The sequence below is a fragment of the Megasphaera sp. UBA4233 genome (genome assembly GCF_002395615.1).
In the GTDB taxonomy this organism is placed as follows: domain Bacteria; phylum Bacillota; class Negativicutes; order Veillonellales; family Megasphaeraceae; genus Megasphaera; species Megasphaera hexanoica.
Genome location: NZ_DGXL01000010.1, coordinates 42,736 through 58,149 on the forward strand (window position 1 = coordinate 42,736; position 15,414 = coordinate 58,149).

Below are 15,414 nucleotides of genomic sequence, written 5' to 3' on the forward strand. Positions count from 1 at the left end.
CCGATTTATTATGCTAAAATGGTAAAAACAGTCTTTTGATTTATATGTTGAGGGAGTGATGACTCATGAAAATCATGGTAACGGGAATTGGCGGTATCGGTGGATATATGGCATCTTTTTTGTGTGCCTACTATGATGATGTGACTCTGATTGCCCGCCGCAAGCGGAAAGAATCTCTCATAGAAAAAGGTCTTATTCTGCACAGTGATTTTTTTGGTGAACACGTAGCTCATCCGAAAGTAACCGATGACCCGTCGTCGTGCGGCATTCAGGATGTGATTTTTGTCTGCGTCAAGAATTATTCCCTACCGGCAGCATTACAGGCCGTGATCCCCTGCGTAGATGATCATACGATGATTGTCTGCATGCAGAATGGCGTCGATCATAGTGAGGTAGCCCGGTCTATTCTGCCGAAGGGAAAAATTATGGATTCGACTATTTACATTAATACAGAAGCCCAGGCCGATTTTTCAATCCGTCAGTCCGGGGCCTTTGCCCGCATGTATATCAGCAGTGCTGAAGGGGAATACAGTACAACTCTCCATGATCTTCTCGATCATCCGGGGCTGAAAATACGATATGCCGACGATATCCGCGTCGAAGTGTGGAATAAATTCATCACCAACTGCGCCATTAACGTGATTACGGCCTATTATGAAGATACCTTTGCCGGTGTATTTGCCCGTCCGCAGGGAAAAGAGGAATTCCATACCCTTCTCCATGAGGCCTATACGATTGGGAAGGCTCAGGGAGTTGATCTGGCCGATGACCTGGTCGATACGATTTATCATCGCGTCATAGGCCAGAAAAATCAGAATGTAACCAGCTCCCTTGCCCACGATGTCATGGCCCGCCGGCCCAATGAACTGGAAACGTTCAGTGGCTATCTCGTAAAGACAGCAGAGAAACTGGGAATAGACATTCCCTTGTCAAAGATATTTTATGAAGCGTTGAAAGAACGGATTTCTTCTGAATAACGGGTCTGTTTACTTGCTTTCAAAGAAGGCTTTATAAGCCAGGTATCCGCTATAGGCATCGGATTTGGCAACGATTTCTAAGGGTGCGTGCATGCTGTGCATGGCGACGCCGCAGTCTACGACATCGCAGCCCCAGTCGGCCATGATATAGGCGATGGTGCCGCCACCGCCCTGATCGACTTTTCCCAGTTCCCCAATCTGCCAGGGGACATCGGCGGCGTTAAAAATCTGGCGTACCTGGGATAAAAATTCTGCATTAGCATCGTTGCTGCCGGCTTTTCCGCGGGCTCCGGTGTATTTGCAGAGGCATATGCCATAACCGAGCCGTGCCGCGTTTGTTTCTTCATAGGCATCGGCGAATACAGGGTCCAGGGCAGCGCATACGTCGGCGGATAAGACCTGGCTGTTCCGCATGGTCCGGCGCAGCCATAGTTCTTCCGTATGGCCCTGTAATGCCAGGAGTTCGGCAACGAAATCAGGGAAAAATGCCGAGTGGACACCGGTATTGCCGACGGAACCGATTTCTTCCTTGTCAGCAAACAAGGCTACCTGCGTCTTAGTGCCGGCATGGGCTGTGAGGATGGCTGCCAGATTGCCATACGAGCATACCCGGTCATCGTGGCCATGGCTCATAATCATAGAACGGTCCAGACCGACATCGCGGCTCTTAATGGCCGGAATGATTTCCAGTTCGGCGCTGGCGAAATCTTCTTCTTCGATACCGTATTTCTTTTTCAGCAATTCCAGAACGGCCGGCTTTGTTTTTTCCTCTTCACTATTAGTCCCGACGAGGGGCATGAGCATTTCCCCGCTGATGGCTTCGGAAAGTTTTTTGGCTGCCTGGTCTTTGCCGAGGTGGGGGAGCAGGTCATTGATGAAAAATACCGGGTCATCAGGGTCTTCACCGATAGAGACGTCGATGCGCCGTCCGTCAGCTGTATAGACGACGCCAATCAGGGAAAGAGGCAGGCAGACCCACTGATATTTTAAAAGACCTCCGTAATAATGGGTCTTGAAATAGACGATGCCATTTTTTTCCGTAACGGGCATGGCTTTCAGGTCGAGACGGGGGCAGTCGATATGAGAACCAACGATCTTCATCCCCTGGGAGACAGGTTCTGTGCCGATGACGGCGAGGATGACGGACTTGCCTTTCTGATTCCAGTATACTTTGTCGCCGGCTTTAAGGGAGGTATAGTCGCTGAGCGGTCTGAAACCGGCAGCTTCAGCCTGTCGGATGATTTCTGCATTGGCCAGCCGTTCTGTCCGGGCCGTGTCGAGAAATTGGCGGTACTTTTTGCTGTATTCTTCCATTTCCAGGCGCTGTTCTTCAGAAAAACGAGCCCAGACGCTGTTTTCTCTATCAAATGCTTTCATTTATATTCCTCCTTATGGTATAATTAACCAAAATGGCGGGACAGCCATTTTTACATTATGCATGTATTCATGTCTAATATTACTATTATAGTGATATTTCCTGAGAAATAAAAGGGGGAACAGGAAAATGACACAAGATATGATAAAACAGTTAGTTGAAAAATATACGCCCCACGTATGTGAGCTCCGCCGTACGATTCATGCCCATCCGGAACTTTCATACCATGAAGAGGGGACGGCGGCCCTGGCAGCTGCGGAATTCCGCAGTCTTGGATTAGAAGTGCATGAAGAAGTAGGTGGAATACATGCTGTCGTGGGTATTCTCCACGGCGGGAAGGGAAAGGGGCTTACGATTGCCCTGCGGGCCGATATGGATGCCCTGCCGGTCACGGAAGAAACGGGACTATCTTTTGCTTCAGAAACACCCGGTATCATGCATGCCTGCGGCCATGACGCCCATACATCGATTCTCCTCGGCACGGCCCGTGTTCTCACGGCGATGAAAGATACCTTTGCCGGTACGGTTATTTTTATTGGCCAGCCGGCAGAAGAAAAATCTCCCGATGGCGGGGCTAAAGCCATTGTCAAGTCGGGAATCCTCGAAGGTACTGATGCCGTGTATGGCCTTCATGTGTGGCCCGGACTTCCCACTGGTCAGGTCGGGATTCTGGCCGGTCCTATGATGGCGGCTTCAGATCACGTGACGGTCACTATCTGTGGCAAGGCCAGTCACGCCGCTATGCCGCATCGCGGTACTGATGCAATAGTGGCGGCCGGTCAGTTTCTGACGGCAGTACAGAACATCATCAGCCGTCAGATCAACCCACTTTATCCGGCAGTACTCACCTTTGGCACCATCCACGGCGGCACGCGCTATAATATCGTGGCTGATGAGGTCGTCATCGAAGGAACCTGCCGGACTTATCACAAAGAAGCTCAGGATATGGTGGAAGATAAGCTGAAGCGTCTGCTGAGCGGACTCGATACGATGCTCGGCACGGACAGTACGCTTCAGTACGACCGGGGGTATGATGCGGTCTTTAATGATGCAGAGCAGGCAGAGTTTATCAAAGATGTCGTGCGCACCCGGTTTGGGGGGGATGCTCTGGGAGATGTAAGGGAACCGGCTATGACGGCAGAAGATTTCTCCGGTTATCTCAAAGCGTATAACGGTGCTTTTTTGTGGCTTGGGGCAACGGCTCCGGGAAAACCTGTGTGGCCGCTCCATAATTCTCATTTCGTTGCCGATGAAAACTGTCTGCCTTTTGGGATGGAGCTCATGACATCGCTCACGCTGGCAGCGCTTTCCAATCAGGATGCTGGCATCATTGCACCGGATGCGGCGCATAAAGCATAGATAAGTTAGAAAAAAATCATAAATAAAAAAGGAAATCGCCTCCTCATCACGAATATATATAATAACGTGATTTTTAGGAGGCGATTTATTTATGAAAGAATATGCTAGTGACAAGATCCGCAACGTGGCTGTACTCTCCCATGACGGAGCCGGCAAGACGGCCGTCGTCGAATCCCTGTTGCTTGCCTGCGGAGCCGTTGATGCCGTCGGTGTGGGCAAGGACAACAAACACATCATGGACTTTGAACCGGAAGAAATCAAGCGTAATGTGACGATCCAGCTCGGTATCGCGCCCTGTGAATGGCAGGGATACAAGCTGAATTTCATTGATACGCCGGGGTATTCCGAATTCTGTGGTGAAGTCCGTGCTGCCCTGCGGGCTGCTGATGGCATCCTCATGGTCGTTTCGGCTGATGCCGGTGTAGAAATGGATACGGAACGCGCCTGGGATTACGGCGTAGAACTACAGTTGCCGCGCATGATCTATGTCAATAAAATGGATGCTGAAAACGCCGATTTCTTTGGCTGCCTCGAAAAGATGCGCGCTGTTTTCGGCAAATCTATTATGCCCCTTCAGATTCCGATCGGAGAAGGCAATGATTTCCGCGGCATCATCGATGTCTGCAAAATGATTGCCTGGGAATGGAAAGAAGGCAAGGCCGAAGAAATCAAAGTGCCGGCAGAATATATGCCTAAAGCCCGTGAAGTTCGTGAAATGTGCATGGAAGCCGCTGCAGAAGGCGACGACGAACTGTTGGAAAAATACCTGGAAGGGGAAGAACTGACCATCGACGAACTGCGCCAGGGCCTGCGCCAGGGCATGCTGACCGGCCGGGTATGCCCGGTCATGTGCGGCAGTGCAGTCCATCATATCGGAACGACGGAACTTTTGGGGCGCATCATCCGTTATATGCCGGACGCATCCCAGAAGGTCATGATGGGAACGGATAAAAAGACGGGCGAACCGGTTATGGTATATCCTAACAAGCTGTTTACGGGATTTGTATTTAAGACACTCATCGACCCCTTTGCCGGGAAACTGAGTTATGTCCGCATTTTCTCCGGCGAACTCAAAGAAGGGGATAAGCTGTATAACGTGACCCAGGATACGGAAGAAAAGCTGGGCAAGATGTTTACCTTGGTCGGCAAGGAACAGGTACCGGTCAAAGACGCCATTGCTGGTGATATCGTCGTCATTCCGAAACTGGCTCATGCCCGTACAGGTGATACTTTTGCTACGGCAGAATTCCCTGTTGAATATGATCCAATCCGCTTCCCCAATCCGCTCCATACGGTCGCCATGGTTCCGGAAAAGAAAGGCGACGAAGAAAAACTGATGACGGCTCTTTCAAAAATCAGTGAAGAAGATCCTACCTGCCAGGTGGAAAAGAATGCCGAAGGCAAGCAGATACTCGTTCGCTGCATGGGCGACGTCCATCTGGAACACATCATGAATAAGATGGAACGCAAATACGGCGTCAAAGGTATCCTCAAACCGGTATATATTCCGTACAGGGAAACCATCAACGGCGTTACGGAAGTAGAAGGCAAGCATAAGAAGCAAAGTGGTGGTCATGGTCAGTACGGTCATGTCAAACTCAAACTGGAACCCCTTACCAATGGGGAAGACTTCGAATTTGTCGACGCCATATTCGGCGGGGCTGTGCCGCGCCAGTATATCCCGGCTGTCGAAAAGGGCGTAAAAGAAACGTTGGAAAAAGGACTCATTGCCGGGTATCCTATGATCCACGTCAAGGTCACACTGGAAGACGGGTCCTATCATCCTGTCGATTCGTCGGAAATGGCCTTTAAAGTAGCGGCAGCACTGGCGCTGAAGAAAGGCGTGCCCGAAGCGAAACCGGCTATTCTCGAACCGGTTTATAATGTCGATGTCATCGTGCCGGAAGAATATATGGGTGATGTCATGGGCGACTTCAGCGGCCGCCGCGGACGGATCCTCGGCATGGAACATCATCCCAGCCATAAGAACCTGATTGTAGTCAAAGCGCAGGTGCCTCTGGCCGAAATGAGCGGCTATGTGACGATTTTGCGCTCCATGACACAGGGGAAAGGTACATTCAACATGTCCTTCTTTGATTATGAAGAAGTACCGAAAAAGACAATGGATGAAATCATTGCCGCTTCACAGGCTGGTAAGGAAGAATAAATCCCTCCTCACGTATCCTCGCCGCATATTGTGTGCGGCGGGGATTTCTTTTGGGTAGTGAAATCATAGCAATGCTGATTTTTTAGTGAAAGGAGAAATTATCATGGATGTAATGCAAGAATATGCCGATAAGAAAAAAACGCCGGAACAGATTGCCGCCTGTGTGGAATCGGGCTGGTCCTGTTGTGCTGATATTTCAGGAGCCATCCCGCCGGTTCTGGCCGATGCTCTGGGAAAACGGGCCGCTGCCGGGGATATACAGGATGTGACCTGTCATACTCTGCTCGATGTGACGCCTCTGGGGACGTTATCTTCTGAAGCCTATCCGAATATTACGCCTGTTACATGGTTTTCCGGCGGGGGACTGCGCAAAGCTGCCAACGAAGGACGCTGCGACATCATGCCCTGCTATTACCACGATGCGCCGGGACTGTTTGAACGATATATCGACATTGATGCGTTCTTTGCCCAGGTATCTCCTATGGATAAGCACGGGTATTTCAGCACCAGCCTGAGCGGTTCCTGCAGTGCTGCCATGATCCGGAAAGCCCGCCATATTTATCTGGAAGTCAATGATCAGCTGCCGCGGGTACTCACGGCGCCGCAAATCCATATTTCACAGGTCGATGGACTGTGTGAAACGTCCCATGCCCTGCCTATCGTGCCGCCGGTACAGATTGATGAAATCAGCCGTACTATCGGCGGTTATATTGCCGAAGAAGTGCCTGACGGAGCGACACTGCAGCTTGGTATCGGCGCTGTACCAGAAGCCGTGGGTCTGGCCCTCAAGGATAAGCATGATCTGGGAATCCATACAGAACTGTTTACAGACAGCATGGTAGAACTCATTGAATGCGGGGCTGTCACCAATACTAGAAAACCGATTCACCGGGGAAAGACTGTGGCAACCCTGACCTTTGGTTCTCAGCGTATTTACGATTTTATTGATGACAATCCGGCATTTCTCATGTTACCTGTCGATTATGTCAATGACCCGGCAGTCATCGCCCGCCATCCGGACTTTATTTCTGTCAATGCGGCTATTGAAGTTGATTTCTTTGGTCAGGCCTGCTCTGAATCGACAGGAACGCGGCATATATCTGGTACAGGTGGCCAGGCTGATTACGTGCGCGGTGCCATCTGCTCACCGGGCGGAAAAAGCTTTATTGCTTTCCCCTCTACGGCAAAAGGAGGCACTATCAGCAAAATCGTGCCGACACTGACGCCGGGAGCCATCGTTTCGACGAGTAAAAATGATATTGATTACGTCGTTACAGAATACGGCATCGCCAAATTACGGGGGAAAACCCTTTCTCAGCGGACAAAAGCCCTGATTTCCATTGCCCATCCGAAATTCCGGGAAGAGCTGACCTTTACTGCTAAAAAAATGCATATCCTGATCTGATATGCGAGCATTGCGTATAACACACAACATGAATATGGATTTTGCATAGATATCTTGCGTAAAACGTTTTAATAAGCTATACTGTACATGTGAATTTTAGAACAATATCTCTGTTGTGGTTGATGCGGTACAGACCGCATATATTGTGAAAGGTTTGGTGAACAGAATGTCAGAATGGACGGATATGTATAAACAAAAACTGACGACTCCGGAACAAGCAGTTACCCTTGTAAAAGACGGCGACTGGGTCGATTATGGCATGACGACCTCCCAGCCGGTACTGCTCGATAAAGCACTGGCGGGCCGCAAAGATGAGTTACATGATATTAAAGTACGGGAAACCATGTCCCTGTTTCCCCGCCAGGTATGCGAATGCGACCCCGATTGCGATACTTTTACCGTCATGAACTGGCATCTCAGCGGATATGACCGCAAGCTGGCAGCACAGTCACGCATGTTTTTTAATCCTATGTGTTTCCGTAATGAACCGTCGATTTACCGCAATATCATTGATGTCGATGTGGCGATGATTACTGTAGCGCCTATGGATAAACATGGCTATTTTAACTTTGGCCTTTGTGCGGCCGTGACCGAGGCTATTACGAAAAAGGCTAAAAAAGTCATCGTCGAAGTCAATCCGCATATGCCGCGCTGTCTTGGCGGCCGTGGGGAAGCCATCCATATTTCTGACGTCGATGCCATCGTCGAAGCGCCCGATGTGCCAGTGCCGACTATTCCTTTCGTCCTTGGAAACGATATCGATCAGAAAATCGCTTCTTATATCGTCGAAGCTATCCCCGATGGGGCAACATTGCAGCTGGGCATTGGCGGGCTGCCTAACAGTGTAGGCGCTATGATTGCCAAATCGGATTTGAAAGATCTGGGTGTCCATACAGAAATGCTCGTCGACGCATTTTACCTTATGGCTAAGGAAGGCAGACTGACGAATAAAGTCAAAAACCTGAACCGTGATAAAGGGGTCTTTGCCTTTGCCCTTGGCTCTCAGGACTTATATGACTGGGTAGATGACAATCCTGCTCTGGCAACCTTTCCCATCGATTATGTAAATGATCCGGCTGTCATCGGACAGATTGATAATTTCATTTCCATCAACAGCTGCATCGAAGTAGACCTCTATGGCCAGGTATCGGCCGAATCCATGGGGACCCACCAGATCAGTGGCAGCGGCGGCCAGCTGGACTTCACCGACGGTGCCTACCGGTCCAGAGGCGGTAAGTCCATCATCGCCATGCACGCGACCCATACGGATAAAAAGACCGGTACGGTTACGTCCAACATCAGCCCCATCCTGAAAGCCGGTACGACTGTCACCGATCCCCGTTCCCAGACGCACTGGATTGCGACAGAATACGGCATGGTCAACCTCATGGGTAAATCGACCTGGCAGCGCGCAGAAGCCCTCATCGGCCTGGCACACCCCGATTTCCGGGACGAACTCATCAAAGAAGCGGACAAGATGCATATCTGGCGCAAGAGCAATAAACGGTAATTAGTGTTAATTTTACAGAATCTGACAGAGACTGTAACAAAATGAGCTTTTAGGGCTCTTTTGCTGCAGTCTCTATACATTTGCTTTAAAATTCCTCCTAAACGGCCCGGCAAGGCGCTTTTTTGCTATTTGGGTTATTTACCTATCTATTTCCTCTGATTTTTGGTATAATAGTACAGATGCTCTATATATAGATATATAAGCGATTATTTTTTTATTATATATGAGGTGACATTGTGGACGAACAAAACGTTGATAAAATTTTGCCGGTTTGTCTGGAAAGTGAAATGCAGACCTCGTACATCGATTATGCGATGAGTGTTATCATCACGCGTGCCCTGCCGGACGTGCGCGATGGGTTGAAACCTGTTCATCGCCGTATTTTGTATGCGATGCACGAAGCCGGCATGACGCCGAACAAGCCATATAAGAAATCAGCACGTATCGTCGGTGAAGTTTTAGGTAAATATCATCCCCATGGTGACAGCTCGGTATACGATGCAACGGTCCGCCTGGCCCAGGATTTTTCTACCCGTTATCCCCTGGTAGATGGTCACGGCAACTTCGGTTCTGTCGATGGTGATTCGGCGGCTGCTATGCGTTATACAGAAGTCCGCATGGCCAAGATTACCGGCGAAATGCTGGAAGATATTGACAAGGATACGGTCGATTTCATGCCTAACTATGACGGGTCTCTCCAGGAACCGACGGTCCTTCCTTCTAAAATCCCGAACCTATTGGTTAACGGCTCGGCTGGCATTGCCGTCGGTATGGCGACGAACATCCCACCCCATAATCTGGGTGAAGTCATCGACGGCTGTGTCATGCTCATCGATAACCCTGAAGCCAGCCTGGAAGAATTAATGACGAAAATCCAGGGTCCTGATTTCCCGACGGGTGCTAAAATTATGGGCCGCGATGGTATCATCAAGGCTTATGCGACAGGCCGCGGCAGCATAAAGATGCGTTCCTGTGCGGAAATCGAACCGATGAACAAGGGCAAACACCGCATTGTCGTTTCAGAAATTCCTTATCAGGTCAACAAGGCCCGGGTCATCGAAACGATTGCCGAATTGTCCCGCAACAAGGAAATCGACGGCATTACTGCCCTGCGCGATGAATCGGACCGCAAGGGTCTGCGCATCGTTATCGAACTGCGGGCCGATGCCAATCCGGATATCGTCCTGAATAAATTGTATAAACATACACAATTACAGGAAACGTTTGGCGTTATTATGCTGGCGCTTGTCGATGGGCATCCACGCGTCCTGACGCTGAAACAAGTACTGCATTATTACTTGGCTCATCAGCAGGATGTCATAACCAGACGGTGCAAATTTGAACTGGAAAAGGCACTGGCCCGTGCCCACATATTGGAAGGTTTGCTTATCGCCCTCGACCATATTGACGAGGTTATCCGGACGATCCGCGAATCCCAGACGGATGAAATTGCCAAGACGTCTCTCATGAGCAAGTTCGGCCTGAGCGACAAGCAGTCCGTTGCTATCCTCGATATGCGTCTGCGCCGCCTGACCGGTCTGGAACGGGAAAAAATCGAACAAGAATACAAGGAACTGGAAGAACGGATTGCCTATCTGCGCGATGTCCTTTCCGATACGCATAAAATCATGGGTATTGTCAAAGATGAACTCCTCAATGCTAAGAAGAAGTTTGCTGATCCGCGGCGTACTCAGATTGTAGCTGATACGTCGGAATTCGGCGTGGAAGATATGATTCCTGATGAACGCATGGTTCTGACTCTGACGCGGCGTGGCTATATCAAGCGCATCAACGCCAACGTCTACCATACACAGAATAAAGGCGGCCGCGGCATCAAGGGAATGGGTACGAAAGATGAAGATGCAGTCAATCATCTGCTCTATACCTCGTCGCTGAACACGGTACTCTTCTTTACCAACCTGGGCCGCGTCTATCGTCTCAAGGCATATGAAATTCCCGAAGCCAACAGCCGGAATTCCAAGGGAATCGCGGCGATTAATCTGCTGCCTCTCGATAGTGGGGAAAAAGTAAATGCCCTGATTGATCTCGATCAGGTGGATCCGTCCATGAACCTCTTTATGGCTACGGAACAAGGCCGGGTCAAAAAGACGGAACTGCAGGAATTCAAGAACGTACGCCGCAACGGCCTCATTGCTATTTCCCTTGTCGAAGGAGATCATCTGGCTAAGGTACGCCTTACGACGGGAGGACAGAATATCATCCTGGCAACGAAACTGGGGATGGCTATCTGCTTCAATGAAGACGATGTCCGTCCTATGGGGCGCAATACCCGCGGTGTCCGTGGTATTGATCTGGCTCCTGGTGATATGGTCATCGGAGCAGATATCCTCGCACCGGGCTGCCAGGTCCTCACAGTCAGTGAAGAAGGGTTTGGCAAGCGCAATAACGTAGAAGCCTACAAGGTACAGAACCGTGGCGGCAAGGGCGTCAAGAACTTCAAGATTACTGAGAAAACCGGCGATGTCGTCGGCGTCGAAGTAGTCCGCGATGATCAGGAACTGATGCTCATTACCGGCAATGGTATCGTCATCCGCACCGATGTGGAAAGCATTGGCATCAAAAAAGGTAAGATTACCTCAGGCGTCAAAATCCAGAAACTGGAAGAAGACGACAAGGTAGCGGCCCTCGATACGATAGCCATCGACGGCGAAGATGAAGAATCACCATCTCAGGGAGATTTATTTCAACAAAAATAAGATATAGCGAAAGTGGCGCTCCTTGAGGCGCCACTTTTTCTATGCAAAAAATGAAACATTATGACTTGTTCTATGCCGATTTTGATACATTTGGATATACTGTGATTTCCTGACTCTTTTACCGGTACAGATTATGATAAAATAGTAACTGATTATAGCAGTAATGGGGTGAACAAAGTGGACAAGCAGTCGGTCGAACGTATGAGGAAACGAAATCCATTCTTATCTCTCAGTGATATAGTGTATGACATTTTACTGCAGGAAATTGTCAGTTTCCGTATGGCTCCGGGCAGCCGGGTCAATGAAAGTACCATTGCCGAATTACTGGGTGTCAGCCGCTCTCCTGTCAAAAATGCCCTGACCAGGCTCATGCACAATTCATATGTTGTCCGCCAGCCGGGATACAGGGTCGCCGCGTTTTCGGAAAAGGAATATACAGATATTGCTGAATTATCGGAACTGATTGAGCCCTATGCAGCAGGCCGGGCTGCTGTTGCCATAAAAGATACGGATCTGGATGTATTGTATGATATAGCAGGACAGCTTCAGCACATCTGTGTAAAGAGCGGGAATTTGCAGCACCGGTATATAGATGTTGTAGACCTGGAATATCAATTTCATTCCCGTATTGTCCATCTGGCGGATCATCCTTTGCTGGAAGAGTTTTATGAACATATTAAATACAAGTTGTACCGCTATAGGAGCTATCTGAATTATGATCCACCGGCAGGATATTTTGAAGTCGTCGGAACGGAACATCTGACGATTTGTGATATTTTAAAAATGCGGGACCAGGGAATGGCGGAAGCGATTATGCGGCGGCATCTCGCTCTGGCCCGTGCTGAGTTTAAACGCAAGTTTCCTGCTGAAAACAATCAGGAATTCAATAAAAAAGGCCTATTTTCACCAACATAAAATAAAAAAATAAGAAATTATCTGGCAAAATATTAATTTATTTAGACATTTTGCCAGATTTTTTTATTGAAAAATGAAAGAAAAACAATCAGAATGTAATAATTTATACGAAAATGGACGAAAAAAAGGCCCAAATGAGAAAAATAAAATGAACACAAACGTCATACTGGTCAGAGTTTGACTCTTTAATTGGATAATGTTAACATAAACGCATAAAAGAAATTCGATACGGTAATAATTAAATTCAGTAAGGATTTATGTTTTCAGGTATCATTTTATGTGTAAGGAGGTATGAAGCATGACTGGGTTCGAAAAGTTCGTAAAATTTGTAACTAAGTATGTAACGCTGTGGGTCATTTTATGTGCCGTATTTGCATATTTTGTGCCGACGCCATTTAAACCCTACGGCGGGACGATTCCCTGGTTCCTGGGCATTATCATGCTGAGCATGGGTCTTTCTATGACGCCTAATGATTTCAAGCTGGTTCTGACCCGGCCAAAGGATGTTATCGTCGGTATCGTGACACTGTATGCGTTTATGCCTCTCGTCGGATTGGGACTGGGAACCATATTCAATCTGGACCCGATGCTGACTGTAGGTCTCGTACTTCTGGGCTGTACGCCGACGGGGACGTCTTCCAACGTCATGACATTCCTGGCTAAAGGCGATAAGGCTCTGGCCGTGACGGTATCGAGCCTGAGCACCATCGTAGCGCCTGTCGTCATGCCTATGCTGCTTCTCTTTTATGTCGGCAAATACCTGCCTATTGATGCGGTAGGCCTGTTTATGAGTATCATTAAAATCGTCATTATTCCGATTGCGCTGGGACTTCTGATTCATAAATTCTTTGAAAAACAAATGCCGGTCATTCTGAAAGTCGTGCCGCTGGCAACGGTAGCTGCTATCGTTTGTATTATTTCCGTCATTGTAGCACTCAACGTAGAACGGCTGCAGGCTGTAGCCGGAATGGCTGCCCTGACATTGGTACTGTATACAGGTATTGGCCTGGCTATCGGATATACTGTAGCCCGCCTGCTGCGCATGAAAGCTCCGAAACGGAAAGCGATGACTTTTATCGTTGGCGTACAGAATACGGCGCTGGCAGTTACCCTGGGGATTACATATTTTGATCCCATGTCGGCAATTCCGGGAGCTATCGGTGTTGTCTGGACGACTGTATTTTGCTCCTTTGTTGCATCACTTTGGGGGAACAAAACAGAAGATGCAGCGGAAGCAGCTCCCCCTGCACAGGGAACCGCTCATTGACATGGATATTATGCCGCAGTATATGAGGCGTTTATATAGGAAGGAGAGATAGGTTATGGCAAGATTTAATAAGGTATCGGCAGAATTATTGGACGAACTGAAACAAGTACTGGGAGAAAAAGGCGTAACGGTAGATCCGGAAAAATTGCAGACGTATCAGACCGATGAAGAAGGCAATCCCTATTGGTTCCGTACTCCCGAAGTAGTCGTATTCCCGAAAACGACGGAAGAAGTAGCAGCTGTCATCAAACTGGCGAACAAGTACCTCGTACCGATTACGCCCCGTGCTGCTGGTTCTGGTGTTGCTTGTGGTGCCATTCCTGTCTATCACGGTATCGTCATGGAACTGGATAAGATGGATAAGATCCTCAAAATCGATGAAGATAATCTCTATGCTGTTGTCCAGACCGGTGTCCGGACGAGCGTTATCCAGCAGGAATGCAAACAGCGGGGGCTCTTATATGCCGGCGATCCCTGCAGTGCTGACAGCTGCCAGATCGGCGGTAACGTAGCAACCAATGCCGGTGGCAACAAGGCTGTAAAATACGGGACGACACGGAATCAGATTTATGGCATGAAAATCGTTACCCCGACGGGTGATATCGTAGATGTCGGAGCGCGGTTGCAGAAATGCTCGACCGGCTACTGCCTGGAACAACTTATTTGCGGGTCGGAAGGTACGCTGGGCGTTGTAACAGAAATTACGCTGAAATTACGTCCTCTGCCGCCGTATAAATTTGACCTGGTAGCAATCTTTAATGAAGATGCCAAAGCATTTGCTCTGCCGAATAAGATTTTGAAGGCCGGTATCGAACCTACCAGTATCGAATACATGGATAATAAAGCGCTGAAGATGTGCAGCAATTTCTGCAAAGTAACGTTGCCCCATGTAGAAGAAAACTGCTGCTATGTCATCATCACCGTAGAATCGTTTGATGAAGATGAACTAGACAAGAAGATGGAAAAAATCAGTGATCTCTGTGATGATATGGGCGCCGTCGATGTCATCCAGGCGGATGACCGTATCTGGGGATGCCGCCGGCAGTTTGCTGAAGCAGCCCGCGATATCGACATCATGTTCGTAGCAGAAGATTTCGTCGTACCTCTCGACAAGATTGCTGAAATTACGGCGGAAGTACCAGGACTGGAAGAAAAACACGGAATCTATACGGTAACATCGGCTCATATCGGCGATGGCAATATCCACGTGCTGCCGCTTAATAAAGATGGTTTATCACCGGAAGACTGGATGAAGAAGATGGCCGGTTTCCATGAAGACCTCTTTGAAAAAGTATATGCACTGGGTGGCAAGATGTCTGGTGAACACGGCATCGGCTATAAGAAACTCGTTGATTTCAAACGCTGCACCCCGCCGGGTGAATACAAGATGATCCGGGCAATCAAGAAAGCGCTGGATCCGAACGATATCCTCAATCCGGCTAAGATTGTCGATTTGGAAGACAGCATCTGATGCAGTTTCTATCATATAGTATCTACCCCTCCATGCATGAATTAGATATCCCGAAGCACCTGCAGGCGTCTAAAACGGACGCCTGCAGGTGCTTTTTTTTTAGCGGTGTAAAAAAATCCCTTGACAAGAAGGGGAGAGTGGGATATACTAAACAAGCTGTTGAGCGGACGGGAAGGTTCCCTTCCTCCTCTCAAAAGTAATTCAAAAAAGTGCTTGACAAACTCCTGTGAGTTTGTTAAGATATATGAGTC

Annotated in this window: 11 protein-coding genes; 9 read left to right on the plus strand and 2 right to left on the minus strand. The window is 48.8% G+C overall.

Going from position 1 to position 15,414, the window contains the following annotated elements:
* The first annotated feature begins 65 nt into the window (after positions 1 to 65).
* Complete coding sequence (locus B2U90_RS02265) at positions 66 to 977, plus strand: ketopantoate reductase family protein (RefSeq protein ID WP_292017003.1); 912 nt, start codon at positions 66 to 68, stop codon at positions 975 to 977.
* A gap of 9 nt (positions 978 to 986) precedes the next feature.
* Here the strand turns inward: B2U90_RS02265 and B2U90_RS02270 are convergent, their stop codons facing one another.
* Positions 987 to 2,354, minus strand: coding sequence for an aminopeptidase (locus tag B2U90_RS02270; protein ID WP_170087367.1), 1,368 nt, complete (start codon positions 2,352 to 2,354; stop codon positions 987 to 989).
* Between the two features lie 127 nt (positions 2,355 to 2,481).
* Between B2U90_RS02270 and B2U90_RS02275 the strand changes: the two genes are divergently transcribed.
* The 8 genes from B2U90_RS02275 (at position 2,482) to B2U90_RS02310 (ending at position 15,163) form a co-directional block, all read left to right on the plus strand.
* Complete coding sequence (locus tag B2U90_RS02275; RefSeq protein WP_292017004.1) at positions 2,482 to 3,711, plus strand: M20 metallopeptidase family protein; 1,230 nt, start codon at positions 2,482 to 2,484, stop codon at positions 3,709 to 3,711.
* Positions 3,712 to 3,802: 91 nt separating this feature from the next.
* Positions 3,803 to 5,878: an elongation factor G gene (gene fusA, locus B2U90_RS02280; RefSeq protein WP_075581685.1), complete on the plus strand. Its 2,076-nt coding sequence runs from the start codon at positions 3,803 to 3,805 to the stop codon at positions 5,876 to 5,878.
* A gap of 103 nt (positions 5,879 to 5,981) precedes the next feature.
* Positions 5,982 to 7,283, plus strand: a complete 1,302-nt coding sequence (locus tag B2U90_RS02285) for an acetyl-CoA hydrolase/transferase family protein (RefSeq protein ID WP_059076180.1) — start codon at positions 5,982 to 5,984, stop codon at positions 7,281 to 7,283.
* A gap of 184 nt (positions 7,284 to 7,467) precedes the next feature.
* Complete coding sequence (locus B2U90_RS02290; RefSeq protein WP_338086621.1) at positions 7,468 to 8,793, plus strand: acetyl-CoA hydrolase/transferase family protein; 1,326 nt, start codon at positions 7,468 to 7,470, stop codon at positions 8,791 to 8,793.
* A 236-nt stretch (positions 8,794 to 9,029) separates the two neighbouring features.
* Entirely contained in the window at positions 9,030 to 11,510 is a 2,481-nt protein-coding gene (gyrA, locus tag B2U90_RS02295; RefSeq protein ID WP_075581682.1) for a DNA gyrase subunit A, read from the plus strand.
* A 168-nt stretch (positions 11,511 to 11,678) separates the two neighbouring features.
* Positions 11,679 to 12,425 carry a GntR family transcriptional regulator gene (locus tag B2U90_RS02300; protein ID WP_292017005.1) on the plus strand — a complete coding sequence of 249 codons (747 nt, stop codon included), beginning with the start codon at positions 11,679 to 11,681 and terminating at the stop codon, positions 12,423 to 12,425.
* A 298-nt stretch (positions 12,426 to 12,723) separates the two neighbouring features.
* Positions 12,724 to 13,692 carry a bile acid:sodium symporter family protein gene (locus tag B2U90_RS02305; protein WP_059076176.1) on the plus strand — a complete coding sequence of 323 codons (969 nt, stop codon included), beginning with the start codon at positions 12,724 to 12,726 and terminating at the stop codon, positions 13,690 to 13,692.
* A 55-nt stretch (positions 13,693 to 13,747) separates the two neighbouring features.
* The gene (locus B2U90_RS02310) at positions 13,748 to 15,163 is read left to right on the plus strand and encodes an FAD-binding oxidoreductase (protein WP_059076175.1); all 1,416 of its coding nucleotides are present in this window, start codon (positions 13,748 to 13,750) and stop codon (positions 15,161 to 15,163) included.
* Between the two features lie 41 nt (positions 15,164 to 15,204).
* On the opposite strand, the gene B2U90_RS02315 is transcribed toward B2U90_RS02310, so the two are convergent.
* Positions 15,205 to 15,414: hypothetical protein (locus B2U90_RS02315; RefSeq protein ID WP_292017006.1), on the minus strand; the 210-nt coding region annotated here is incomplete at its 5' end.